At 36.4% G+C, this 26464-nt stretch carries 27 protein-coding genes; 14 read left to right on the top strand and 13 right to left on the bottom strand.

The annotated features are described in order from the left end of the window. Positions 1 to 21: 21 nt before the first annotated feature. The 4 genes from CDZ89_RS16960 to rsgA all read right to left on the bottom strand — a co-directional run bounded on the left by CDZ89_RS16960 (position 22) and on the right by rsgA (position 3221). Entirely contained in the window at positions 22 to 1299 is a 1278-nt protein-coding gene (locus CDZ89_RS16960) for an MFS transporter (RefSeq protein ID WP_096155577.1), read from the bottom strand. A 115-nt stretch (positions 1300 to 1414) separates the two neighbouring features. After that, positions 1415 to 1594 (bottom strand): hypothetical protein, encoded by a 180-nt coding sequence (locus tag CDZ89_RS16955; protein ID WP_096155576.1) that lies wholly within the window; start codon positions 1592 to 1594, stop codon positions 1415 to 1417. A gap of 23 nt (positions 1595 to 1617) precedes the next feature. Then, complete coding sequence (locus CDZ89_RS16950; protein ID WP_096155575.1) at positions 1618 to 2025, bottom strand: NUDIX hydrolase; 408 nt, start codon at positions 2023 to 2025, stop codon at positions 1618 to 1620. 131 nt (positions 2026 to 2156) lie between these two features. Next, the gene (rsgA, locus tag CDZ89_RS16945) at positions 2157 to 3221 is read right to left on the bottom strand and encodes a ribosome small subunit-dependent GTPase A (RefSeq protein ID WP_198508255.1); all 1065 of its coding nucleotides are present in this window, start codon (positions 3219 to 3221) and stop codon (positions 2157 to 2159) included. A gap of 371 nt (positions 3222 to 3592) precedes the next feature. Here rsgA and CDZ89_RS16940 point away from each other — a divergent pair, with 371 nt between their 5' ends. From CDZ89_RS16940 to CDZ89_RS16915, 5 genes are all read left to right on the top strand, one after another. Further along, positions 3593 to 4105: a YehS family protein gene (locus CDZ89_RS16940; protein WP_096155574.1), complete on the top strand. Its 513-nt coding sequence runs from the start codon at positions 3593 to 3595 to the stop codon at positions 4103 to 4105. Positions 4106 to 4736: 631 nt separating this feature from the next. Beyond that, a complete protein-coding gene (locus CDZ89_RS16930) occupies positions 4737 to 5810 on the top strand; it encodes a Gfo/Idh/MocA family protein (protein ID WP_096155573.1) in 1074 nt (357 codons plus the stop codon). 213 nt (positions 5811 to 6023) lie between these two features. Further along, complete coding sequence (locus tag CDZ89_RS16925) at positions 6024 to 7064, top strand: Delta(5) desaturase DesA (protein ID WP_100334052.1); 1041 nt, start codon at positions 6024 to 6026, stop codon at positions 7062 to 7064. Between the two features lie 77 nt (positions 7065 to 7141). Beyond that, a complete protein-coding gene (locus tag CDZ89_RS16920) occupies positions 7142 to 7651 on the top strand; it encodes a response regulator (protein WP_096155571.1) in 510 nt (169 codons plus the stop codon). A gap of 207 nt (positions 7652 to 7858) precedes the next feature. After that, complete coding sequence (locus tag CDZ89_RS16915; RefSeq protein ID WP_141395226.1) at positions 7859 to 8086, top strand: hypothetical protein; 228 nt, start codon at positions 7859 to 7861, stop codon at positions 8084 to 8086. Here the strand turns inward: CDZ89_RS16915 and CDZ89_RS16910 are convergent. After that, positions 8058 to 8624, bottom strand: coding sequence for a TetR/AcrR family transcriptional regulator (locus CDZ89_RS16910; protein WP_319830044.1), 567 nt, complete (start codon positions 8622 to 8624; stop codon positions 8058 to 8060). The genes CDZ89_RS16915 and CDZ89_RS16910 overlap by 29 nt on opposite strands. Positions 8625 to 8836: 212 nt before the next feature. On the opposite strand from CDZ89_RS16910, the gene CDZ89_RS16905 reads away from it, so the two are divergent. The 8 genes from CDZ89_RS16905 to CDZ89_RS16870 all read left to right on the top strand — a co-directional run bounded on the left by CDZ89_RS16905 (position 8837) and on the right by CDZ89_RS16870 (position 19000). Continuing rightward, a complete protein-coding gene (locus CDZ89_RS16905; protein WP_198508254.1) occupies positions 8837 to 10837 on the top strand; it encodes an efflux RND transporter permease subunit in 2001 nt (666 codons plus the stop codon). A gap of 2 nt (positions 10838 to 10839) precedes the next feature. After that, on the top strand, positions 10840 to 12690 hold the full coding sequence (locus CDZ89_RS16900; protein WP_227521539.1) for a YhgE/Pip domain-containing protein: 1851 nt from the start codon (positions 10840 to 10842) through the stop codon (positions 12688 to 12690). 158 nt (positions 12691 to 12848) lie between these two features. Then, on the top strand, positions 12849 to 13556 hold the full coding sequence (locus CDZ89_RS16895; RefSeq protein WP_096155566.1) for a response regulator transcription factor: 708 nt from the start codon (positions 12849 to 12851) through the stop codon (positions 13554 to 13556). Further along, entirely contained in the window at positions 13549 to 14550 is a 1002-nt protein-coding gene (locus CDZ89_RS16890) for a sensor histidine kinase (RefSeq protein ID WP_096155565.1), read from the top strand. The genes CDZ89_RS16895 and CDZ89_RS16890 overlap by 8 nt, the downstream gene beginning before the upstream one ends. Positions 14551 to 14634: 84 nt before the next feature. Continuing rightward, on the top strand, positions 14635 to 15405 hold the full coding sequence (locus CDZ89_RS16885; protein ID WP_096155564.1) for an ABC transporter ATP-binding protein: 771 nt from the start codon (positions 14635 to 14637) through the stop codon (positions 15403 to 15405). Next, positions 15395 to 17326, top strand: coding sequence for an FtsX-like permease family protein (locus CDZ89_RS16880; protein WP_096155563.1), 1932 nt, complete (start codon positions 15395 to 15397; stop codon positions 17324 to 17326). Before CDZ89_RS16885 ends, CDZ89_RS16880 begins: the two co-directional genes overlap by 11 nt. A 94-nt stretch (positions 17327 to 17420) precedes the next feature. Continuing rightward, positions 17421 to 17801 carry a PadR family transcriptional regulator gene (locus tag CDZ89_RS16875; RefSeq protein ID WP_406564903.1) on the top strand — a complete coding sequence of 127 codons (381 nt, stop codon included), beginning with the start codon at positions 17421 to 17423 and terminating at the stop codon, positions 17799 to 17801. Continuing rightward, the gene (locus CDZ89_RS16870) at positions 17798 to 19000 is read left to right on the top strand and encodes a DUF2812 domain-containing protein (protein ID WP_100334049.1); all 1203 of its coding nucleotides are present in this window, start codon (positions 17798 to 17800) and stop codon (positions 18998 to 19000) included. The genes CDZ89_RS16875 and CDZ89_RS16870 overlap by 4 nt, the downstream gene beginning before the upstream one ends. 354 nt (positions 19001 to 19354) lie before the next feature. On the opposite strand, the gene CDZ89_RS16865 is transcribed toward CDZ89_RS16870, so the two are convergent. Next, positions 19355 to 20161, bottom strand: coding sequence for a hypothetical protein (locus tag CDZ89_RS16865; RefSeq protein WP_100334048.1), 807 nt, complete (start codon positions 20159 to 20161; stop codon positions 19355 to 19357). A 290-nt stretch (positions 20162 to 20451) separates the two neighbouring features. Here CDZ89_RS16865 and CDZ89_RS16860 point away from each other — a divergent pair, with 290 nt between their 5' ends. Next, positions 20452 to 20700: a YuzF family protein gene (locus tag CDZ89_RS16860; RefSeq protein WP_227521593.1), complete on the top strand. Its 249-nt coding sequence runs from the start codon at positions 20452 to 20454 to the stop codon at positions 20698 to 20700. Positions 20701 to 20749: 49 nt separating this feature from the next. Here the strand turns inward: CDZ89_RS16860 and CDZ89_RS16855 are convergent, their stop codons facing one another. The 7 genes from CDZ89_RS16855 to CDZ89_RS16830 form a co-directional block, all read right to left on the bottom strand. After that, positions 20750 to 21295, bottom strand: a complete 546-nt coding sequence (locus CDZ89_RS16855) for a LysM peptidoglycan-binding domain-containing protein (protein ID WP_096155560.1) — start codon at positions 21293 to 21295, stop codon at positions 20750 to 20752. A gap of 124 nt (positions 21296 to 21419) precedes the next feature. Beyond that, positions 21420 to 21560, bottom strand: a complete 141-nt coding sequence (locus CDZ89_RS20210; RefSeq protein ID WP_227521592.1) for a DUF6241 domain-containing protein — start codon at positions 21558 to 21560, stop codon at positions 21420 to 21422. Between the two features lie 160 nt (positions 21561 to 21720). After that, positions 21721 to 23409 carry a glutamine--tRNA ligase/YqeY domain fusion protein gene (locus tag CDZ89_RS16850; protein WP_100334047.1) on the bottom strand — a complete coding sequence of 563 codons (1689 nt, stop codon included), beginning with the start codon at positions 23407 to 23409 and terminating at the stop codon, positions 21721 to 21723. 463 nt (positions 23410 to 23872) lie between these two features. Further along, complete coding sequence (locus CDZ89_RS16845) at positions 23873 to 24547, bottom strand: YdeI/OmpD-associated family protein (protein WP_100334046.1); 675 nt, start codon at positions 24545 to 24547, stop codon at positions 23873 to 23875. A 67-nt stretch (positions 24548 to 24614) separates the two neighbouring features. Then, positions 24615 to 25091 (bottom strand): DinB family protein, encoded by a 477-nt coding sequence (locus CDZ89_RS16840; RefSeq protein WP_100334045.1) that lies wholly within the window; start codon positions 25089 to 25091, stop codon positions 24615 to 24617. 15 nt (positions 25092 to 25106) lie between these two features. Next, complete coding sequence (locus tag CDZ89_RS16835; RefSeq protein WP_157842774.1) at positions 25107 to 25418, bottom strand: hypothetical protein; 312 nt, start codon at positions 25416 to 25418, stop codon at positions 25107 to 25109. A 57-nt stretch (positions 25419 to 25475) separates the two neighbouring features. Beyond that, positions 25476 to 26348 carry a nitroreductase family protein gene (locus CDZ89_RS16830; RefSeq protein ID WP_096155555.1) on the bottom strand — a complete coding sequence of 291 codons (873 nt, stop codon included), beginning with the start codon at positions 26346 to 26348 and terminating at the stop codon, positions 25476 to 25478. Positions 26349 to 26464 lie beyond the last annotated feature (116 nt).

Genomic DNA, 26464 nt, shown 5'->3' with positions numbered 1-26464 from the left:
TGTGCTTCTCCTTTTTTGTAGCTATTCATTAGACTTATAACGGTACCAAATGGCAACGGGTATGAGTAAAAGGGAAAGTATTCCTCCAGTAATGGATAGGGTAGAAAAGCTTGTGTAAGCAACAATAATCCCAGATAATACTCCTCCAGCTGCACCAGCTAATGCGATAAAAACATCAACAGTACCTTGTGTTTTTGCTCGATTGGATGGGCTTGTAGAATCAACGAGCAATGCGGTTCCACTTATTAATCCAAAGTTCCACCCGAGTCCAAGCAAGGCAAGAGCAACCCCTAACATCCACATAGAATCAGTAGCAAATGAAGCTAAAATACCTGAGAAGAGGAGAGTGATTCCAGCCGTAATGGCCATCGCGATGCGGCCAACTTTGTCCACGAGAATACCGGTTACTAAGGATGGAAGGTACATAGAGCCAACGTGAATACCGATAATTAGTCCAATCGCATTTAATCCGTGACCGTGATGCCCCATATGTACAGGTGTCATCGTCATAATTGCAACCATTACAATTTGTGTGACAATCATAACACTTGCACCGAGCATAATTCCTTGTTTGTTTATAAAAGAGGAGGCAAGCTCAGATGTTGCGGTTTCATTATTCTTATTTTGTTCAGTAATAAGTTGAGAAACAACTAAAGGGTCTGGCCTCATGAAAATAAAGATTACTAAACCTGCAAGGATGTATGCTGTAGCAGCTAAAATAAATGGACCTGCTAAAGGTGGAATTCCGATAGATATTGCAAATGTTCCCATTACCTCCACTAAATTTGGACCTGCAACTGCACCGAATGTGGTAGATACTAATGCGATGCTCACGGCAGTCGCTCGTTGTTTAGAAGTAGCTAAGTCGGTCCCAGCATAACGAGATTGCAAGTTTGTGGCAGCACCAGAACCATAGATTAATAAAGAAACAAATAAAAGTATAATGTTACTAAATATAGCAGCAATAATGACTCCAATCGCACCTATACTACCAACTAAAAACCCAAAAGTTAGTCCAGGACGACGACCATACCTTTGAGAAATTCGACCAACTAAAAGTGCTGCTCCTGCTGATCCTAAAGTAAACAGCGCTACAGGTAACCCTGCAAAACTCTCTGTGCCAAGCATGTCTTTAGCAAGAAGAGCCCCAACCGTTATCCCAGCTGCAAGCCCAGCTCCACCAAAGATTTGAGCAATAACAATGATTATTAATGTTCGTTTATATAGTCCTTTTTGTTTGTCAGTGGATTTTACATAACTTTGCAAACCTAATTCTTTTGCAGACTGATTTTCCAAAATGTTTTTCCTTCTCTCATTAAGATAGTAAGTCCAAAGTTATCTTATCATGTGAAGGAGATAGATAGCTTTTAATATGCTCTTGAATATAAACATATCAATGGATCGGTCTAGAAAACTATCCGTTCAAGTATAATCCAACCAATAATAGGATAATAGATAAGAAAATAAAGCTAATAATAAAATACCCAATAAATCTTATCGGTTTTGGCAGTTTAGCTAAATCTACTTTCGCCGGAGCTGCCCCTATTCCTTTCAAATGGCCTAAAGCATCGTTGAATGGTTTCTTATCAGGCATGATGTCACTCCTAAACATTTAAATTAAAATTCAACTAAAAATGGATGAATTTCCTCATTTAAACAAAGCTCTATTCGTTCTCTAAAATTTTTCCACGTTACCATATCTAATGCTTGTTCAATTGGAAAATAACCAACTTCTACAGCTTCAGGAGTTGTCGTTAATTTTCCTCCAATTGGTTTTCCTAGATATAATGTATTACAAATGGAGTCTTTAACATTTTGAAAAATACCACAAAACTTCGTGATTTCTATATCTATTCCAGACTCTTCTTTCACTTCTCTAACTGCAGCGGAAGTAAACGATTCCCCTTCTTCCACTTGGCCACCAGGCATTTCCCATCCTCTACGCGGTCCTTTTATTAATAACAGTTCATTCTGTTCATTTAAAACTATTACGGCAGCAGAAACAATATGTTTTGGTGGGGTCATTGTGAGCCTCCTAATTAGGATTTTTATTAGATGTGTTTAATTTTACCATTATTATTTAGTAAAACACTAGAATGAATGAATACAAAAAGACCAGCCTTTACTATATTAGAAGGCTGGCCTAATGCTTTGAATTACCTTCTACCTTTTCCCTTAACGCTAGAAGTTATCTTCTTCCACTTTGCCTTTTCTGCTAATTGAGCCTGCTTGTTTGTTTTTCTTTCTAAGTAAGCAAGTTCTTTTTGTAATTTGAAGTAACTTTGTAATCTGCTATCGTCCATTTGGCCTTCCGTTATTGCCAGTTGTACAGCACAGTTTGGTTCATTTTTATGGGTGCAATCTCTGAATTGACACTGCCCGGTTAACGCTTCAATGTCTTGAAAGCTTTGAGAAATAGAGTGATCCGCTTCCCAAAGTTGTAATTCTCGCATACCAGGAGTATCTAGAACAAGCCCGCCACTGTTGAGTAAATACAATTCTCTATATGTTGTTGTATGCTTACCTTTATCATCATCTTCTCGTACTTCTTTAACTTCTTGTTTATACTCGCCGATTAAATAGTTCGTTAATGTTGATTTTCCTGTACCTGATGAACCAAGTAAAGCTACCGTTTTTCCTTCTTGAAAATACGGCTGTAACGCCTCGATTCCTGTTTCTTCTTTTACACTAATGACATGAATGGGTATTCCGAATGCAACAGCTTCCACTTCGTTAATTAGTGACTCTACATCCTCACACAAATCAGCTTTTGTTAGCAACACAACTGGATTTGCTCCACTTTCCCAAGCCATCACTAAATATCTTTCGAGTCTACGTGGGTTAAAATCGTGATTGAGAGATTGCACTAAGAAAACTGTATCAACGTTTACGGCAACAATTTGCTCTTCTGTATTTTCGCCAGCGACTTTTCTAGAAAACTTACTGAAGCGAGGAAGAAGATGATGAATCGTTGCTTTCCCTTCCGACTCTCTCACACTAATAACGACCCAATCACCGACTGCAGGAAAGTCTTCACGTGCGTGAGCCACAAAGCGAAACTTTCCAGATACTTCGGCTAACAATTCTCCTGTTTCAGTAGCTACTCGGTAAAGCCTTTTATGCTCCAACATAACCCTACCAACCGTATATTGACTAGCATTTTCTATTTCTAAAAAACTATTTTCTAATGTTTTATTCCAACCAAGTTTTTGTATATTCAATTTCTTTCCTCCTATTTTTCGGACAATAAAAAAAGACCGCGGTAAATTCACGGTCTTTTAAGAAAATAAAAACCATGAGCTAATACACAGCCCATGGTTTTAGTGTCCTACTTAAATAAAGAAGAAGTTTAACTAAAGATATACAAGGACTGTGTACAAGTATTTGATTCGACATTTACAACAATGAATAATTTTCTCATACAACATCCCTCGCTTTCCGTTCCATAATATATTTCTATAATATGTTAATTTTTCCAATTTGTAAAGAAGGTATTTTTTTATTTTTATAAAACAGGCTTCGTTTTCTGTTAGAATATAGTAATGGAAACAGGGAAATACAATTAGTAAGTAGGTCTATAGGAGGCACATACATGACGAATAACGATATTTTAATAAGATTAAGATACGCACTAGATATAAGGGATATCGATATGATAGAGATATTCAAACTAGGCGGAGTCGATGTGACAAAAGAAGAAGTGCAAAAAATGCTATCAAAGCCAGTGGAAGATGAGTATAATGCGTTAGGCGAATTAATAGAAAATGATGAATATATGAGTTGTAACAACAAAATGCTCGAATCTTTTTTAAATGGTTTTATTACGTTTAAAAGAGGCAAGCAAGAGCCAAAACCTGGTCAGCCAGAATTCCCGCCACTTACTAATGAACATGTGAATAACATGTTATTAAAGAAGGTGAAAATCGCTCTAGCTTTAACAAGCGAGGATATGTTAGAAATTATTGAAGAACCAGGATCTGCGACTATTTCAAAAGGAGAACTAGGGGCTTTCTTAAGAAAAAAAGGCCACAAAAACTATAAAGAATGTGGCGACAAGTACGCTAGAAACTTCTTGAAGGGGTTAGCTTTGAAGCATAGAGGATAATAGTAGAGGAGGTCAGGCCCGTGTTGGAGGCTTGTCCTTTTTTATTTATTAGTTGGTATGTTTGTTTGTATGTGTTGAGTTGGGGATTGAAACAGAAGTGAATGAGATTGAAACACAACCCATGAAAATTGAAACACAAATATAGAGGATTGAAACAGAAAGACTAGCTGGGATAGTGACTGAAACAGAAGTGAATGAGATTGAAACACAAACCATGTAAATTGAAACACAAATATAGAGAATTGAAACAGAAATGCTAGCTGGGATACGGATTGAAACAGAATTGAATGAGATTGAAACACAAACTATGTAAATTGAAACACAAATATAGAGGATTGAAACAGAAATGCTAGCTGGGATAGTGATTGAAACAGAAGTGAATGAGATTGAAACACAACCCATGAAAATTGAAACACAAATATAGAGGATTGAAACAGAAAGACTAGCTGGGATAGTGACTGAAACAGAATTGAATGAGATTGAAACACAAACTATGTATATTGAAACACAAATCAAAGGGATTGAAACAGAATTAGGATATTTACCTTTAAGAAGGAAACTTCCTATCTTTTGTGGAACTTAAAAAAGAGTGAATCTAAACAAAAAAGTCACCATAAAGGGGAAAACAAACATGAAAAAGATTAAGGTAGGCATTATCGGCACCGGATTTGGAGCAAAAGTACATGCACCAGTTATGAAAAGTCACCCTGGATATGAAGTTACAGCTATTTCAAGTGTTGCGCGCGGAAGACTTGATGAAATAAAAGAAGAGACAGGCATTCAAAATGTATACAACAACTGGCAAGACATGGTCGCTAAAGAGGAGTTGGACTTAGTTGTCGTTGCTTCTGCTCCGTTACTTCATCACGACATGGTCCTAAAAGCATACGAAAAGGGTGTACACGTACTATGTGAAAAACCAATGTCATTTAACAAGCAAGAATCCGAGAACATGATAAAGGCAAGAGATGAAGCAGGGAAATTAGGATTTATCAATTTTGAATATAGATTCTTACCAGCAAGACAAAAGATTAAGGAAATGATAGAAAGTGGTAAATTAGGAAAAGTACTCCATGTGAATTTCTCTTTAAATATTGCAGGCTATGAAAGATATGCAACAAATAAGCGTGGCTGGTTAAGTCAAAAAGATCAAGCTGGAGGGATGCTTGGGGCAGTTGGTTCTCACTTGTTTGATTCCCTTCTTTGGTGGACGAATGCGAAGATCAATTCTTTATCTGGCCAGTTAACAACTCACGTACCTGAATATATAGATGAAAACGGTGAAAAAGAAGTACGTACTGCAGACGATGCGTTTCAAGCGATTGGAGATTTTGTTGGCGGGGGAACTTTCTCTGTAGGTTGTTCCATCGCAGTTCGCCACGCAGAAGGATGGCAACTAGAAGTTTACGGAACAGAAGGAACTCTAAAAATGCAAGAAGATAGCAAAGTGCAGCTTGGATTAGGTAACGAACTGCTTGAAGAAGTGGAGCTAGAGTCAGCCTTAGACATTCCAAATGGGATGAACCAAGTAGCAGCGGGTTACTATAATGCGTTGTATCGCTCTATCGATTCATTGTATAAGGCGTTAGCAGAAAACGAAATACACCCACATCTACCAACATTAGAAGATGGTCATCAAGTGCAAATGATACTTGATGCAATAAAAGTGTCACATGAAGAAAAAAGAACAATAATATTGGAATAGAATGCAAGAGGAACAGGAGACTGTTCCTCTTTCTATTTCATTCAGGAAAATAAAAATATTTTTTTAAAAAATTTTTTCTTTGATATAAAGCGGTTTTTCCGTACCAACATGACAAATGTCATACTCTGCACATGACACCTGGTACTAACAAGAATTTTTTGTTTGGGTATACTTATGAATAACAACAAAAACACAAGGAAGTGAATGTGATTTATGAGTATTCAACAAAACACGAAAAACCTTAAAAAACAGGTGGCACCATTTGAGCAGTCTCAAACAATGCAAAGTATATGGCAATTGGTAAACACATTAGTTCCTTTTTTCCTATTATGGTATCTGACGTATTTAAGTCTATCCGTATCTTACTGGTTAGCGCTGGTTCCTGCTGTATTAGCAGCTGGATTTATGACAAGAACATTCATCATTTTCCATGACTGTACACATCATTCTTTTTTCAAAAATCGTAAATTAAATAGAGCAGTTGGAACGTTTACTGGGGTATTAACATTATTCCCGTTCGACCAATGGGGATATGAGCATTCAGTGCATCACGCAACAAGTGGTAACTTAGATAAACGTGGTGTTGGTGATATTTGGACACTAACAGTGGAAGAGTATATTGCTGCACCATTAAAAACGCGTATTGCGTACCGTCTATACCGCAGCCCTTTCGTTATGTTTATTTTAGGTCCAATTTATGTGTTCCTTTTTAAAAATAGATTTAACCGTAAAGGTGCAAGAAGAAAAGAAAAAAATAATCTTTATTTAACAAATATTTTAATTGTCACAGCTGTTGTATTACTATGCTTGGCAATTGGATGGCAGGCTTTTTTAATCGTACAAGGAACTATTTTTATGATTTCAGGTTCTATAGGAGTTTGGTTGTTCTACGTACAACATACTTTTGAAGATTCTTATTTTGAAGAAGATAAAGAGTGGGAGTATGTGAAAGCAGCTGTAGAAGGTAGCTCATTCTACAGACTACCTAAACTATTACAATTCTTAACAGGTAATATTGGTTATCACCATGTTCACCATTTAAGTCCAAGAGTACCAAACTATAAATTAGAAGAGGCACACAAAAATACGCCTCCATTAAACAATGTTCCAACGATTACACTTATGACAAGTTTAAAGTCACTGCGTTTCCGCTTATGGGACGAAGAGGCTAAGACATTTGTTACATTTAGAGATGTAAAGCATTTGTTAAAAGAGAGCAATTCCGTTCAAACTAAAACAGGAGCTCAACAGTAACTACAAAGACTTTCCTGATGAAGGAAAGTCTTTACTTTATAAAGAGTAGAGAGTCGTCTGATAGGGAGAGAACATAAATGATGAGAATTGTCATTGCCGAAGATCAGAAAATGTTGCTAGGAGCCATTGGTGCCTTACTTAATTTAGAAGACGATATGGAAGTGGTTGGGCAAGCGAGTAATGGGGAAGAAGCCATTGACCTTGTTCATCAGTTAGACCCTGATATATGTATTATGGATGTGGAAATGCCAATAAAATCTGGTCTTGATGCGGCGGAAGAACTTAAAGCTCATCGATGTCATGTAGTTATTTTGACCACTTTTGCTAGAGACGGATATTTCAGAAGGGCTCTAGAGCTCAATGTAAAAGGGTACTTGCTGAAAGATACTCCTAGCGATGAGTTGGCAAATTCCATTCGAAGTATAGCGAACGGAAAGAGACTATACTCTCCGGAACTATTAGATGACTGCATTTATGTTACAGGTGATCATGCTCTTGAAAATGGCACACACCAAAACAAAACAGTTCAAACAGTAAAAAGCTACTTCTCCACTATGATGGAAAAAATAAAAACACCAACAGGTTGACGGGGGATGTGAAAAAACATTCACCCGTTTTTTTGTGGATTTGAACTTATTTTGTGTAACGAAAAAAGGAAAACAAAATCTATTAAGGCTGATGAAGTTCATTATGCCCAATGAAAAAAGGAAAAGTGAACTTGATAAGGCCGATGAAGTTCATTATGCCAAGTGAAAAAAGGAAAAATGAACTTGATAAGGCGGATGAAGTTCATTTTGCCAAGTGAAAAAAGGAAAAGTGAACTTGATAAGGCTGATGAAGTTCAGTTTGCACAAGAGAAAAAAGAAAATAAAATTGATAATGCAAATGAAGTTCTACTATCCAACTATCTGAAGGGGAAATTACCGTTTCAACAAGAAAAAGAGTTATTAGCCCCAACTCACCAATCCACTTCAACCACACCCCACTATAAAATCAAAAAGACCCCAACCCCTTATTCGTAAGCTTAATCATCAAATCTGCCATTTCCTTCGGTGATTTATCCATCCCGTTATCTAACCAACTTTTAATAACGTGAATACTTCCACTCACAACAAACATACTTATATATTCGGAGGTTTCTTTCTCGATGGTATTACTAGACATCCAGTTTTTTACGGTAAACTGATGGGCAATGAACATCACTCTTTTTTGAAAAGAAGGGTCACCATGCTCACTAAATAGCGTGTGGCATATATCCTTGTTTTCCGCCACATACTCTAACATTTTCTCCGTCATTTGAAGTGCTTCTTCTTCTTTCGCGTAATTGTATTGACCTAATGTTTTATTCATATCATCAATAATTTCTTCTTCTATTTTGAATAAAAGGTCAAATTGATCTGTGTAATGAGAATAAAAAGTAGACCTATTTATGTCAGCCAGTTCACATAGTTCTTTTACGGTAATGCTTGAAACTGGCTTTTCTTTCATAAGTGTCATTAGACTTTCCTTCAAAACCATTCTTGTATACTTTTTACGTCTATCCATTTTAGAAGTCATCATAACTCATCCTTTTTATGACAATATTAACGTTATCCAACAGAAACAACCTGTTATGTTGTGTACTGTACGTAAGTAAATAAACTGTTTGTTGATTACCCAACACGGTGTTTATATAATGGTAAAGTGATTACGCTAATAACGCAAGTGAGGGATTTATTATAGATATTTCAGGTCTCATTTTAAAATATAAAAAGTCAATTGTATACGTTTTTATGATAGTGGCCGTCATGGCAGCTGTGGCACAATTTTTTGTGACTATTAATTATAATATGGTAGATTATTTGCCCGATGATGTTCAGTCGACACAAGCATTAGAAGTGATGGAAGCAGAATTTACAGCAGCCGTACCGAATACGCGTGTCATGATAAATGACGTCACGATTCAAGAAGCATTGCTTTTTAAAGAAAAACTTGCAGCCATTGACGGAGTGTCGGATGTTATTTGGTTAGATGATGTGATGGATGTAAAAACTCCGCTAGAAATGGCAGACAAAGATATGGTGGAGGCTTATTACCAAGACAAAAAGGCCTTGTTTTCTTTAGATATCCGTAGCGGTGATGAAGTAGTGATAACAGATGCTATTTATGAGTTGATTGGCGAAGAAAATGCGATGGCAGGAGAAGCACTTGATACTGCTACTTCGCAAAAAATGGCTGGCAATGAGTCGCTATACGCTGCAGCGCTTCTTGTTCCAATTATTATTTTTATTTTAGTCATTTCCACGACTTCATGGGTGGAGCCAATATTTTTCTTAACGGCGATTGGAGTATCTGTTCTTATAAACTTAGGAACAAATATTTTTATTGGAGAAATTTCCTTTGTCACACAATCTGTTGCACCAATTTTACAATTAGCCGTATCGTTAGATTATGCAATCTTTCTCCTTCATAGTTTTGCTTATTATCGAGAAAGAGTAGAAGACCCTGAACAAGCGATGAAGCTTGCGATGAAAAAGTCTTTCCCAGCGATTACAGCTAGTGCGGCTACAACCTTCTTCGGTTTCACAGCGCTAATGCTAATGAAGTTTGAGATTGGTTCAGACTTAGGTTTAAACCTTGTAAAAGGCATTCTACTAAGCTTTATAAGTGTGATGGTGTTTTTACCAGCATTAACATTATGTTTTTATAAGTGGATGGACAAAACACAACATAAAAACTTTATCCCAAGTTTCAAAGGAATCGGCGATAAAGTGGTGAAGATGAAAATCCCTAGTTTAATCATTGTTTTTGCTATTTTAGTACCTAGCTTTTTAGCTCAAAGTAATACTTCTTTTACGTATGGACTCGGAGAATTACCGGAAAACACTCGAGCAGGAAGCGATTTAGTTGTAATTGAAGAAGTGTTCGGTGAGTCTACCCCGATAGTTTTATTAGTACCAAAAGGGGATTTAGTAAAGGAAACGGAACTCGTAAACGAATTAAAGGAAGTTGAGTATGTTACTAGCGTTATCTCCTATGTAAATATGATAGGTCCAGTTATTCCACCGGAGTATTTAGACGAATCAATTACAGCAGATTTTTTCTCAGAAAACTATAGTCGAATTATTCTTTATACAAGTGCAGGAAAAGAAGGAGATGTTCCATTTTCTTTAGTGGAGACGGTGCAAGAAAAAGCTTCGTTCTATTATGGAGATGAAGCATTTACTTTAGGGGAAAGTGTAACATTGTTTGATATAAAAAATACGGTGAAACGAGACAACACTTTAGTAAATATAATGACGATAGTCACTATTGCGATTGTGCTTCTATTTACTTTTAAGTCTGTCAGCATTCCTGTAGTTTTATTAATTACAATTCAATCGGCAGTATGGATCAATTTATCGGTACCGTACTTTACGGACACTTCGCTCGTGTTTGTAGGTTACTTAATAATAAGTACCGTACAACTCGCAGCAACGGTTGATTATGCGATTCTTTTAACAGAAGCTTACAAAGAGCATCGTAAAGAAATGCCAGCTTTAAAAGCGATAAAACACACATTGGATGAAAAAACATTCTCTATCTCGATATCCGCAGCGATTCTCTCGAGCGTTGGCTTTATTTTATGGATCACATCTTCCAATCCAATCGTAGGTTCCATCGGATTACTACTTGGAAGAGGGGCGTTACTAGCTTTCGTGATGGTTTTATGTTTCCTACCTGCGATGTTGTTAGTGCTTGATAAGTTTATTAATAAAACGACATATAAAGCAAACTTTTATAAGGAGAAATGATGATGAGAAAAAAGAGATTTTTACTTGTTTCCTTAGCGCTATTGTTATTCTTGCCTTCATTTCTTGTGGATGCGGCCCCGAATAATAGTTCTACGAAAAAATCAGAAGAGGTAATGTCTGATGGAATCGCGGCAGACAAGGATGAAGTAGTATACGCGACGTTAAGTGCTGATGGCAAACTGAATGAGATTTTTGTAGTTAATATTTTTGACGTGGCTAAGCCCGGAACGATAATTGATTACGGTCATTATAGTAGTTTGAAAAATTTAACGGACTTATCCCAATTAGAGCAGCTAAATCATTCGGTTAAAATAGACGCACCTAAAGGGAAGTTTTATTATCAAGGGAATATGGATAAGACGAGTGAAATGCCTTGGAATATGACGATTTCCTATTTTCTAAATGGTGAGAAAATGGCGCCAGAAAAGTTAGCAGGGAAAGATGGTCGCCTGCAAATTAAAATCGAGACGACTGCAAATGAAAAAGTAGACCGTTCGTTTTACGAAAACTTCTTATTACAAATCGGGCTTGTACTTTCACCAGAAATTTTCACTAATATAGAGGCTCCTGACGCTATGATTGCAAACGCTGGAAAAAACAAGCGAGTTACCTTCACGGTTATGCCAGAGCAAGAAGGAGACTTTCTTGTTGAAGCAGATGTAGTTGATTTGGAGATGGACGGTATTGAAATTACAGCTGTTCCAGCATCTTTTTTCTTAGATGTTGAAGTGGATGGATTGACAGATGACATTAAGACATTAGCAGATGCCATAGCAGAAATTCATAACGGAGTTTCTGAATTGAAAACGGGAGTTTCGTCCTTAAATAGTGGGGTAAGAAGCTTACGTGATGGCTCTGCTCAATATCAAGACGGCATGAATGAAATAAATGGAGCATCTTCTGAACTAGTGGCAGGATCGGCGGAAATCAACAGGACGCTTGCTACGATTAGTGAGTCGATAAGCGATGGCTTAGGCTCTTTTGATAGTAGTGAATGGGATTTAACTGAACTCGAAGGTCTGCCAGAAAATCTTTCTCAGCTAGCAACTGCCTTAAGTACCATTGCGGAAGAGCTAGATAAGCTTGATGGAAGTTACTCAGAAGCACTTTCCGTACTGGTTGGTGCTATGAAGGAAATACCAGCTTACTCTATTTCTGATGAACAAATTGAAGAACTGTACAATAGTGGTGCGGAAAAAGAAGTCATTGATAGGTTGTTAAAAACGTATTACGCTAGCCTTTCTGCAGTAGAAGCTTACGAACGTGTAAGAGGAAATTTTCAACAAGTAGATGGAATGCTTCGTGAGATAAGCGGAAATGTGCGTGAATGGAGTAATTCGTTACAGGTGTTGGCCACAGAGCTCAAGAACGCACTAGAAAATATGGATATGCTTTCTTACATTACAGAATTAGAAGACGGGATGAAGGCATTTTCTACAGGTTACGGAGATTTCCACGCAGGCTTAGTAAGTTATACGAATGGTGTGGACCAATTAGCACGCTCTTATCGTGATATTCATTCTGGAATTGTAGAAGTTTCCAATGGTACGAACGAACTGGATGCAGGAGTTGGCCGATTAGAGAACGGTACGAAGAAGTTATATGAAGCAACAAATGATTTACCAGAACAAATGCGAGATGAAATTGATAAAATGCTTGCAGATTACGATAAATCCGACTACGAGCCAGTATCATTTGTCTCAGCGGAAAATGAAAATGTAAACTCTGTTCAGTTTGTTATGAAAACAGAGAAGATAAAGAAACCAGAAGTAGACAGCTCTGCACAAGTGGAAGAGAAGAAGAAAGGTTTCTGGGCTCGTTTACTAGATTTGTTTTCTCGTGATAGAGGGTAAAATTATGATGGAGGGTCTTCTAGGGATAGAGGGCTCTTTTTCTTTACTTCTTAAAGTGAAAAAGTAGTATAGTAAAAGAAATGGATAAATCCGGATATACTTATTTTCAGGATGCACATACAAAATCATACACTTTCCCCGTAAAAAGGAGCAAAACAATGCACAAAATCATGCTTATTGAAGATGATGTTCAACTATGTGAACTGACTTGTGATCAACTACAACGTTACGGATATAAAGTGCACGTACCGAACGACTTTCAAAACATAGTTAATGAGTTTACATACATCCAACCTGATCTAGTCTTGTTAGATATTAATCTACCATACTATGACGGCTATTTTTTATGTCGAAGCATTCGTCAGCAATCGAACGTCCCAATCATCATTATTTCTGCAAGAAGTTCAGAAATGGATCAAATAATGGCGATAGAACTTGGTGCCGATGATTATGTTACGAAACCTTTTACATTTGAAATCTTACATTCAAAAGTAAAAGCTTCCATCCGAAGAGTGTACGGAGAGTATGCGCTAAAAGACACAACTCAACTTTGTGTTCATTCTTTATGCGTGGACAGTCAAACACTTGTTGCTTCCTATCAAGGAAAAAGTACCGACCTGAGTAAAAATGAATACAAGTTGTTAAGGAAATTTCTCGAGCACCATCATGCGTATGTTCCGAGAGAAGTGTTAATGGAAGAAGTGTGGGATTCGCAGACTTTTGTAGACGATAATACGTTAACGGTAAATATGACGAGAATAAAGCAAAAGCTTGCCGCCATTGGATTAGCGAACGTTATTAGTAGTAAACGAGGTGTTGGCTATATGTTAAGTGTGGTAGCAGAAAAAGGTCGAAAAGATGTTTAAACGCTTCATAAAAGATAGAGCCATTCTCATCGCATTTTACCTATTTAACATCATTTCGGTCATTACCTTTTTTCACTTAAGTGAAAGAGCAAACAGCGAAGTTTTATACCCTCTAACGATTGGGTTATTTTTACTTGGTGTGTACCTATTGATTGATTGGTTTCGCTATTATCAAGTAAACCGTGCTTTAGAAAAACTATTATGCAATCAATATACGGAGCTTCACGCTTACACAGAAGAACAGAAAGCATTTTTACGTTTATTAAACAAAAAGAATCAAGAGCACTCAAAAGACAAAAATGAGCAAAAAGAAAAGAACAAAGAAAGATTATATTTTTTATCACATTGGATGCACTACTTAAAGACGCCAGTTTCCGTTATAGAGCTTATGATACAAAAAGAAAAGCAAAATGAGGTTAGGCCAACCATATTAGAAAAGATTCAAGCGGAAAACAAGCGATTACATACGTCGATTGAACAAGGATTAACGATGATTCGAATGGATCGTTTTGAAAACGACTTGGAAGTTCAAGCGGTTGATCTTATTACATCATTAAGAAAATTGATTAACAACCGAAAAGTTGAATTTATCTATCAATCGGTTTTTCCAGTTATTAAAAGTGAACGGGAACATGCCCTCGTTATAACGGATTCAAAATGGAATGAAGTAATGTTAGAGCAAATCATTTCGAATGCAGTGAAGTATTCAACTGTAGAGGACGAAAGCAAAAAGCTACGGTTTCAAGTTCGTTTGGAAGGCGACGAAACGGCATTATCTATCATCGATGAAGGAGTAGGAATCCCACCGCATGATTTAGAAAGAGTGTTTGAACCTTTTTTTACAGGAGAAAACGGTAGAAAATTCTCCAACTCTTCAGGCATTGGTCTTTATCTTTGTAAAAGAATTTCAGATAAATTAGGACACCACCTTCTCATACATTCGGAAGTTTCCAAAGGCACTACTGTTACGATTCGATACCTTACAAAACTGTAAGGTATTTTTTGTATCGATAAATGGTTGTAACAAACAATTATTAGTAAGATGAAGGTAACAAGTTACAGGGCAGGGGGATTTAGTATGGCAGATGTTATTTTAGATGCTAATAAACTAGTAAAGATATATGGAGAAGCGAGCGGAGAAGGAGCGACAAAGGCAATAGATGGAGTTAGTTTGACGGTGCGTAAGGGTGAATTTATTGCCATAATGGGCCCATCTGGTAGCGGAAAAACAACACTATTACATATGCTCAGTGGCATAGACAAACCAACCTCTGGTGAAGTGCATATCGCAGGAAGAGAAATTAGTAATATGACAGGGGATGAACTAGCCATCTTTCGTCGTAAGAAGCTAGGGTTTGTATTTCAAGAGTTTAATCTATTAGATAGCTTAACAGTAAAAGAGAATGTCATTTTGCCAATGGTATTAGAAAAGAAAATCGTGGAAGAAATGGATGAAAAAATAGAAGAACTAGCAAAGTTGTTTAGTATAGGTGATATTTTGCATAAATATCCGTACCATATTTCTGGTGGTCAGCAACAACGTACAGCGGTAGCGCGAGCGCTTGTGAATGAACCGAACATTGTTTTTGCAGATGAACCTACAGGTAATTTAGATTCCAAGTCCTCTTCCACTATTATGGAGTGTTTTGAAAAAATTGTGCAAGAACTGGAAACAACCGTCCTTGTTGTGACACACGATGTGTTTGCAGCAAGTTACTGCCGTAAAGTTGTTTTCATAAAAGATGGTCGAATTCACTCCTCCATTGTTCGAAAAGGAGATAGGAAAGAGTTTCTCAATCAAATAATGGATAACCTCGCCGTTCTAGGAGGTAGGAGCCATGACCTTTAATCAACTCGTATGGAGGATGGCGAAGAAGAATAAGCAAAAATATTTGTTTTACTATTTATGTAATAGTTTTGCGGTTTTATTTTTCTTCATGTTTGCAACGATTTACTATAATGAAGAAATTGTAGAAGTTAAACAGATAGATTCCATTGATACGGTATTAATTGTACCAGGTGTTGCATTAGTTGTATTTGCCATTTTCTTTATTAACTATGCACATGGAATATTTATTAAAAGAAGAAGAAAAGAATTTGGCTTGTTTATGACGCTTGGAATGTCGAGCAAGGATTTTTGTAAATTGTTATTACTAGAAAGTGGAGTTATTGCCGTTCTTTCTATTATTTCAGGGATTATAACTGGTGCTGTATTTTCAAGGCTGTTTTTCTTAGTGTTAATGAACAGTACTGGGTTTGACGAAGTTCCGTTTCAATTGAATGTAGAAATGTTTAAAGCATCTATTGGTGCATTTTTACTCGTGTATCTCGTTTCTGTAGGAAAGACGTTGATTTTAACTGTTACACAATCGCTTACACATAGTTTAAAAAGTGATAGGGTGACAGATTCACTCAAGTTTAAAAGTCCGCTTTTTGGTGGAGTAGGAATTGTAATCGTAATCGGATCGGCCTTCATGCTCTACTATACCTATTTAAACCCGAGCTACGGCGGAAGTGATGGCAGTATTCTACTACTGTTTACTATTCTTTTGTTACTAGGTCTCTATGTAGCGTTGTCTCAATGCATGAGCTTTTTTATTGAAATGGCAAAAAAGTATAAACCATTTTATTTTCGTAGATTGTTATTTTTGTCCAACTTAGAATACAAGTTTAAACAGCAAACAGGAATTTTAATGCTTGTTACGGTAATGAGTATGGTCACAATATTTTATAGTTCCGTTATATTGTTTATTTACCTATCGACGGAAGATCAAGTGACCAAACGTAATCCGTATACACTGACCTTTGTAGAATCAGAAACAAAGAATCGAATCTCCGAAGAGGAACTTTACTCTATTTTAGATAAAAAAGAGCATCCGTTGACAGATCATTTGGTTTTACCAGTTTTTGAACACACGGTGAAACATGCTGAAAATTGGTTCTATGATTATGCTTTTGTAAGGTTGTCTGATTTTAATAGTTTAACCGGAAGTCAGAAAGTCTTAAGCGAAGGTGAATTTATCTATTTTTTAAATAACTATCCTGAATATACGTATATGGATGAGCCTTTGGATAGACTCACTATTAAGGTGCAAGGGGAGAATGTAACGCTACCTCAACAAGAGGCGTTCGTGGACAGAAAGGTGAATATTGGATACGAGTACTTTATTTTGAATGATGGGGAGCTAGATGCTTTAAAGCAAAATGTAGTCGGAGTGGAATATAACATTCATTTAATAAATACAGACAACTGGAAGAATACTAGCTTTGCGGTGACTGAACTAGAAAAGAGTTTAACAGAGTGGAATGAGGCTAATTTAGATGAGGAGATGGAGGAAACATATCCGGATGTCAGATCTCGAGTGAAGGAGTATGACTCGGAAAAAAACGCCGGAGCCATCCTATTCTTTGTTTCCACTTTCTTAAGTGTAATGTTCTTTTTTGGAACGTTTATTCTGTTATATTTAAGTTTATTCTCAGATGTTGAACAGGAAAGAAAGCAATATAGGAAACTATTTAAGATTGGAATTACATCGAAAGAAATGAAAGCGAACATTTCAAAGGAATTAGCCGTTTTATTCTTTTTTGCACCATTACTAGGCAGTTGCCTTGCTTTTGTCTATGTTCTTACTTTAGCAAAAGATGTTGGTGGGATTTTGCAAAATCCAAATCTATTCAAGAATTTCCTTGTTATATCCTTGATTTATTTAGCCATACAAACAATTTATTACGTTTATGCACGAAGGAAGATGTGGAAGCAGTTATTGTAAGATCATATTTTTCAGGTCGAAGGGAACATACTTCGGCCTTTTTAATTGTAAATTTTTTCTTGTTTTGTATGTCGTGGTGTGATATAGTCGTATCATGACATACCGAGGTGTGACATTACTTGTTGTTCAGAAAGTGGTGTTTGAAGTGAATATAGAAAAAGTATTAAAAAAATATATACCGATGACAGAGACTGCGTTTTATATTCTTTTGTCTCTCACGTATCCTCGACATGGGTACGGAATTATTAAACATGTAGAAGAGATATCGAACGCTAGAATCCGTTTAGGATCTGGTACGATTTATGGGACGTTAACAAAGATGCAAAAGGATGGAGTTATTACTGTATTTTCTGATGAAGAAAGAAAGACAGTTTATGAAATTACGGATGTCGGCAAACAACTTATAGTAGCGGAGATTAATAGGTTGAAAGAGCTTCACGGGAATGCCATAAAGTATGAGGGGGAGTTTATATGATGACTCGATTTAGGCCATTATGGAGTTTTGATGTGCAGAAAACTGAAACATGGCTATCGGAACAAGCGGCAAAAGGGTATCACTTACATAAACTGCATCGCTTTAAAAGAGGCTTTTCTTTTGAAAAAGGAGAATCAAAGGCTGTGACATATCGGATTGGCCGAGATAAAAATCAAGGAGCCACTTTGTCCAAAACACTTACAGATGGTGGTTGGGAAATCGTTGCACAAAGTGGAGGTTGGTTTGTAACCGCCAATGAAAGTGTACCAGAACAAATTAAATCCTTTACGAGTCGAGAAGGGATAATTAAAAGAAATAGATCAATCACTTACTTATATTACTTCTTACTTTTTTACTTTTCTTTTGTGGCATTTACGAACTTTGCGATATTTTCTGCAGCTTACTTTACTAATATCCCGATGGAAGTGGAAGAGAGTCCATTTTGGTTCATCACATATACGGTATTTGGTATTATTGCGGCCTTTTATATCCTAATGGTATATTCCGTTATTAAGATTCATCGAACGAATAAAATGTTGTCTGAGGAACATGTAAAGTCTAGTTTTGTAAGTAATTTTCAGACAGTAACGATTCTAACGAAGAAGGAAGAAAAGGAATTTAGGAAGAGTGGAAAGTTGTTTAAGAAAAGGAAGTTTGGTTGGTTTTATTCTCCTGACAAAACGGAGAAATGGCTTGAGAAAATGGAAGCCGAAGGAAATAATCTTTATAGAGTCAACAAGCTAGGAACAACGTTTATTTTCTTAAAAGGAAAGTCACGAAAAGTAAAATATTGTGCGGACTATCAAAACTTCTCGAAAGAAAGTTACTTTGAAATACATCGTCAAGCAGGATGGAAGCAGGTTTATAGCTCAGCAACCGCATTACAAAAGTGGACAATTTGGAGTAAAGAGTATAATGAAGGGGAGATTTCTCCTCATTTATATAGTGATAAAACACATCTATTGAAACACGCAAAGCGTGTTGCATCAGCCTATTCAATTCTCTTCACACCAATGGTGCTTATGTATTTGTTTATTACGGGTTTTAATTTGATGTATATCTACACATCGGATACGTGGAATATAAATGAATTCAATATAATTATGTTCTTAATAACTATTATTGTATTTGGGTCGTTTATCACAAGGTCGTGGATGTACTATTTCCGATTGAAAAAAGAAACGAGCACGGAGAGGTAGTGTGCGTGAAACAAGATTTTTCGGTGTGTACCTGGCACCTGTAATTTATAGGCCTTATGATGTGAAACAAGATTTTTCGGGTGGTGCATGGCACCTGTAATTTTAATGCCTTATGAAGTTCAACAACAGCAAATTTTTAGGTCTAGATGAACTTCATAGGCCTTATGAAGTTCAATAACAACAAACTTTTAATGTTAGATGAACTTCATAGGTCTTATGAAGTTCAACAACAACAAATTTTAAATGCCAGATGAACTTCATAGACTCTATGAAGTTCATCTGGCATTAATTTATTAGGACAAGTTGAACTTCACAAGCTTTTTTGTCCCAGACTCTTTATTTATTCTTATGTTCTCACCAAGATTTATCGTCAAAATTGCCTTCGTTAGGATAAATCTCGCGTTTCTTTGAATAGCCATCTTGGTACACTACTTCAAGCTCAAGCTTCTTCATGTTTTTTGTATTCAGTTCGCCTTGATAATATCCGTAAGTACCAGCTCTACGTTGTAATTCTTCCACACTTTCCGTTCCATCACCATAAGTAATGTGAACTTTAACTTCTCTAACTCGGAATTCTTCTAACGGTGACTGCGCCGGATGTACGGCTATGTTAAAATAACCTATTTTATCTTTACCGTCAGATCCAAACTCGCTCTCGTACTGCACAAGGCGCTTATGTGAAGTATCTGGAATCATATCGACAGTAGAAGATTTTGTTGTACCCCCAACTGCTGTTATTTGATATTCGTACGATTTATTAGAGGCTAGCACAACGTTCGCCTCAAATTGTGTGAGATTCAAACTAGTAGCTTTTATTTCTTCCCAAACGTTACTAGAGGTATTTCTATAAGAAAAAATTACTTCAGCGTCATTATCTAATTCATTAAATGTCCAAACAGCTGTCACATGAACAAAGTTTTCATTTACTACTGATTTCGGAGTAAACTCTACATGATTAATAAATCTGTTTGCCTCCACTAATTCATAGAGCTCATATTGCATGTTATCTATATTAGATGTAAGCCGATTAATTTCAGATCGCAAATAAATCACTTCTTGGCGTGAAATATTTTCTACCTCAAATACTTTTGATACGGAATAAATACTTAAAATCAAACTTCCTATAAGTAGGAAAGCTAAAATCTTCATCTGCTTCTCCAATTTCCATCCCCCTAGTTAGTACAATCCGAATTTCTCCATACATACATAACGAACGAAATAGAAAAAAGTTTCAAAAAACATTAACTATAGTAGCATAGTAATGTTTAAACAAACGTTTGATTAATATGTAAAAAACTTATGTACATCAATGGAATTTTATCTAGATTAACATTTAATAAAAACGATAATAAAATAATGAACCGTCTTTCCAATGTATAAGAGTAACCATTTCAGAAATGTAAACATATGTTGAGATGGATAATAATCTAGGAGGGGAAATTTTGAACAATATGTATACTTACCGTACGCAACCGCAAATGAATACGAATGGTCCTATGCAAGTTGTAGTCGTAGAGCCGTATGTGTATACTGCCCTAACTAACTTGAATGGAAAGCGAGTAGTATTAGATACGACACGTGGATCTGTTAGTGGAACAGTTGTAGATGTAAAACCAGATCATGTCGCCATTCAAGATCATGACTCCACTTTTTTAGTACGTTTATGCCAAATTGTATGGATAATGCCTGATAATAACTAAATCTAAATGTTAAAGCGCGAAGGACAGCACGATACATGCTGTCCTTTACCTACATAGCAGCTGGAATATTAATCACTTGACCACCAAAAATAAGGTTAGGATGTTGGATTTGAGGATTTACTCGTAGGATACTTTCTACAGAAGTACCAAACCAAATAGCGATTTTGAATAACGAACTCCCTGGCCTGACAATGTACTGACCAATTATCGGGCGCTCTTCACATTGAAACCCTAACGAAGTCCATGTTTCCGCATCTACAATACCTGTCATTTCTAACTCGCGAGTGTTACGCTGCCAAGTAAGTACAGCTGTTTGAGTGAGTGGCCCATATATTCCATCTATTACTCCTCGATAAAGACCAACAGTTTGTAACATAAATTGAATTCTACTAACATTTGGACCGCGGTCTCCTTGTCTTAATACAGGGCATAGAGTATACGAAAACTCCCGAGGTGGTAACTGAATAATTTGCCCAGGATATATTAAATTAGGATTCTCTATTTCAGCGTTATAAGCCATTAAAAGTTGTAAAGTCGTGTTAAATCTTGTTGCCAATGAATAAAGGGTATCGCCAGGTTGAATGACGTAGACCATATTGATTTCCTCCATTAAATGTTTTCTTTGACTAATATATGATTTAGTTAGATTTTTGTTTCAACCTGAAAAAACGCTCGATACAAAAAGAAAAAGCTAGGGAACTATAGTATCCCTAGGCATTTTATTTAAAGTGTTTTCTAGCATATCGGAGTTGTTCTCTTTCCGTTAAGAGCCTCGTCGCTTTTCCAACCGTTCCATTTTGTAGAGACCATATTGCATTATGATCTTGCACTGCATGACTAAAATCGAGGGATGAAACTATAGATGAATCAATTTCATCATTACGGTTCGTTTATTGAAAAACGTAATTTTGTAAATAGAAATAAAACATTCGTTACTCGTATAGTAGTCATACATTATGTAACGGATTAAAAAAGGCCAGAAGCATAATAAAAATGGCTTCTGACCTTTTTTCTTATATCCTAAAGCTTAAACGAGCTCTTTAACGAAACAATTAAGTTAAATACAAATTTCTCTTCAGTCGTATGCTTTGGATCCACATTGAAGTAACCGTGTCTAAAGAATTGGAACTTCTCTTGTGTTGCCACGCCTTTCATGTTTGGCTCTACAAAACCATTTAATACTTGAAGAGAATTAGGGTTAATTTGATCTAAGAAAGATTTTTCCACTGTTTCCGTTTGCTCTTCTCCAGCAGTACCTTCTGTTACTACTTCCTCAGGCTCTTCTGTCGTTAATAACGGCTCATATAAGCGAAACTCTGCTGGTATAGCTTGAGTTGCTTCTACCCAGTGAATCGTACCTTTTACTTTACGACCAGTAAATCCAGAACCACTCTTCGTTTCAGGGTCATACGTACAGTGGATTTCCACCACATTTCCGTCTTCGTCTTTAATGAATTCTTCACACTTAATAAAGTAAGCATGCTTTAGACGAACTTCATTACCAGGGTATAGACGGTGGTATTTGTTCGGTGGATTTTCCATGAAATCTTCTTGCTCAATATAAATTTCTCTTGAGAATGGAATTTGTCTCATACCCATTTCCGGATTCTCAGGATTAATTTCTGCATCTAAAAATTCTACTTGCCCTTTAGGGTAGTTCGTAATAACCACTTTTAAAGGACGAACAACACCCATTGTACGAGGTGCTTTCAGTTTTAGATCTTCACGAACAAAGTGGTCAAGCATTTGTGAATCTACAAATCCTGAACCTTTTGATACGCCTGTTTCACGAACGAAGGTACGAATTGCTTCTGGCGTGTAACCTCTGCGACGTAAACCAGAAATAGTTGGCATACGTGGGTCATCCCAGCCGTCAACAATTCTTTCGTCCACAAGTTGCTTCAGTTTACGCTTACTCATCACAGCGTTCGTAATATTTAAACGGCCGAACTCAATTTGTTGTGGTGTGCTTGTCATTTCACACTCTTGTACAATCCAGTTGTAAAGAGGGCGTTGGTCTTCGAACTCTACTGTACAGATGGAATGAGTTACATCTTCAATCGCATCTTCTAGAGGATGAGCGAACGCGTACATCGGGTAGATACACCATTGATCGCCTGTATTGTGGTGAGTTGCATGGGCAATTCGGTAAATAACAGGGTCACGTAAGTTAATGTTCGGTGAACTCATATCAATTTTCGCGCGTAATACTTTCTCTCCGTTACCAAACTCTCCGTTACGCATACGTTCAAAAAGGTCTAAGTTCTCTTCAATAGAACGATCGCGGTAAGGGCTGTTTTTACCAGGTGCTTTTAATGTGCCACGGTACTCACGAATCTCATCTGCAGAAAGGTCATCAACATATGCTTTTCCTTTTTTAATTAAAAGAACAGCTCTGTCGTACATTTCTTGGAAATAATCAGATGCGAAAAATAGTCCGTCCCAGTCGTAGCCAAGCCATTTCACATCTTCTTTAATCGCATGAACGTACTCAGAATCTTCTTTTAAAGGGTTCGTGTCATCAAAGCGTAAGTTCGTTTTACCGTTAAACTCGTCTGCTAAGTCGAAGTTAATAACGATTGATTTTGCATGACCAATATGTAAGTATCCATTAGGTTCTGGAGGGAAACGAGTAATAACATGGCTTCGCTTACCAGACTCCAAATCTTCTTTCATAATATTACGGATAAAGTTGGAATTATGATCCACGTTTTGTTCAACCTTTCTTGTTATGTGATGATTGGGTCAACTAGACAGATTACCAGGCCCAAATCTTATTTAATAAGCATTATACACTATTCAATTTTATAATTGTATCACAATTGAAAGTGAGTGCAAAAAAGTTAGAAGTTTCTTCAAAGACGAATGATTATATTTAAGACAGCAATAATGTACACACCCTTTTAAATGCCGCAGATGATTGGAGCGCAAGCCTTCGCTTTCCGCGGGCGGTCTCGTGAGCCTCCTCGGCGCAAGCGCCTGTGGGGTCTCACTTAACACGCTTTCCCGCAGGAGTCTACGGCTTGCGCTCCAATCATCTGCTAGAAAGAATAACAATCTTTACATTCTTCTATAGAATAAAAAGAAAAAAATCCGACTTATCCCAAGTTAATTAGGGCATATTGTTCGAATTTTCCTTTAATAAACATAGTTTTGTCCCAGCCGTGATAATCTATTTTTTCCTTCTATATAAGTCCATCGATTTATAGCCTGCTATTAATACTTCCTTCATTTGTTCTAGCCTTTTGTCTTGCGTTTCTTTTCTCTTCGCGCTATACACATATCGTGCCCAATCTTTCTGGTAGCCATATGTTAGTTCGTTATATATTTTAAGAACCTTGGCATCGCCTTTTAAATAGTCCTTAATATCATCAACGTGCTTAATATAATCGTCCACACATTGACTAGCTGGAGTGGTAGTGGTCTTTTTCTTTTTTTGTGCTTCGGCTTTAAATCCAATTACGGTAAACACATCATCTAAACTAACCATTCGTGAAAATTTGATATTGCTGCCATGTAAAAAGCCATTTTCATCTAAATGTTTCGGACTATAGATAGTATCTCGTTCAATATACTCTTCATATTTAGGGTTATTCTTTTTCGGATATGCGAAAAAAACATAGCCATTGTCTTCAAGTAATTGCTTGTTAATAATTAATTCTACATATTCCCTAAACTGCTCTATTTTGAAAATAAAGAAAAAGATTAAATGGTATTTTTCTTTTACAATAGCGGAGTCGAATTGGATTTCCTCAAAATCTTTATACCCTGCAGGCACATTCAAAATGAGTTTAGTTGGATATTTTTTGAAATTCAATTTCTCTGTAATGCTTTTAGTTGAATTCATTTGCTCTCTCCCTATTAAACTAGTTCATCTAAAGGTTTGACCAAATCCATTAATAATAAACGTATATCTATTTGTTTTCGCCAAGTAACTTTAACATGGCATTTATTTCTCCCTGATGTAAACCTTCGTGCCATAGGACGAAATTTAATACCTCTGCTACGGTATTAAGCGTAACGTCAGGACCAAGCGAGAATGGTTTTTCTCCTGCTTCTTCCAATCTACCAGAGAATGTTTGTACTATTCGGTTTGGCTGTTTCTCTAACATTGTTTTAATTTCAGAAATTGAGGGAGGTTCTGTTGTCCATTTATTTGGACTGCTTCCGATACTAAACATTTCTTGAAACTCAGAAGAACAATTATGCTCTTCTTTTAAAAACGAATGCATCAACACTTCCTGGGCCCAAAAAATATGGCCAAAATGCCATAATAAGTTATTATTAAATCCTTTTGGTATTTCTAAAAGAATACTTTCAGGTGTTTTCTCTAATAACGAAACCGTACGTTTACGAATAATAATCATCTGTTTGAAAAGACTTTGTTCCATCGTGTATGTACCTCCTTATGAATATTTAGGGTATTTTTGACGATATACCCCCATGAATAGAATGATAAGCCCAACTAAAAAAATAATCGGAAACATAACCATCATTAATGCTATGCCAGCAAAACCGTCTCCGTCTTTAATTCCATACTGCACCGAGACAATCCAAGATAATAATGGTGCAATGCAAACCATTGTGATAATGCCCCATACAATAAATTTCTTGTCTTTCCATTTTCCATTGCTTAAAATAACACCTATGATTAGAGTTAATACTAAAATTGTGGCTGCTAATACGATCATTATACTTTCACCACCTACTTCGCTCATCTACTAATCATCATATTCTACAAAGCAAAACAATATCCTTTTATTGTTTAAGAACAATTAACTCTTCTGCTCTAGTTTCCAGGTTACAATATATTCCGTATTTTCATTTAATAATGAAATGCTAGGATTTTCAATAGACCAATCACCACCGATAGATAACTCCTGGCAAGCTAATTCAAATTGACACATTGCAATGCCCATATCTAATAGTTGCATAAGGTAACCGAAGGATGAACTGTAATTTGGTGTATGTTCAATGAAAAAGTGACATGATTTACCATCTTCAGAAAGTACTAATCTCCAAGGTTGCTTGTTGGAAGCAGAAGGCCCTAGCCTTACCATGTCGATTGGAGTTTCTAAAAGCCCTGCAACATCTCTTGATAGAAATGTATCAAAACTCCCATGATAAAATAGTTTCTCCCACGGCTTTTTATTATCTGCTTTCACGACAAAACGAAGTGCTTTATCAAACACTCGCTGTTTTTCCTTTGGATAGCCTAGAGGTGATACACAAGGAATAAACTCCCCATCAGGCATTTGAATTTCTCTTTCAAAAGAATTTCTTGTAAATGTGCCACCCATCCAACATGTACCGATTCCTAACTGTGTTGCATATAGAGTTGCTTTGTGAAAAATATATGCATACTCCACTAAAGGGTACTTTTCGTTTACGCATTTGCCAACAAAATAAGCTTGTGCGTTTTTAATAAAACCGTATGTTCCAATTTTAAAGCCCTTATCTGTAACGTTGTTTTTAATGTGTATAAAATCAATGTGACCTTTATTGCCGAACGGTCCGATTAAATTCTGATCATTCGTTATAAAACTTGTTAATTTATCAATATCTGAATCTCTTAAGCGTTCTGTTTCATATGTTCTTACAGATTGTCTGGCGCGCATTGTTTCAATCAAAGAAATGTTAGTAGCCATGCGTTCTCCTCTCGCTAAACATATTTATTTAATAATAGTATAAGTACAAAAACTCCAAGACAACAACGAAAAAGCATCATTTATATGAAAAAATAAAGAAAGCAGAGGAGGAGCGA

Source organism: Bacillus alkalisoli (genome assembly GCF_002797415.1).
In the GTDB taxonomy this organism is placed as follows: Bacteria; Bacillota; Bacilli; order Bacillales; family Bacillaceae_I; genus Bacillus_CD; species Bacillus_CD alkalisoli.
The sequence above is the reverse complement of the archived record's forward strand: the minus strand, read 5'-3'. Positions and strand labels throughout refer to the sequence as shown.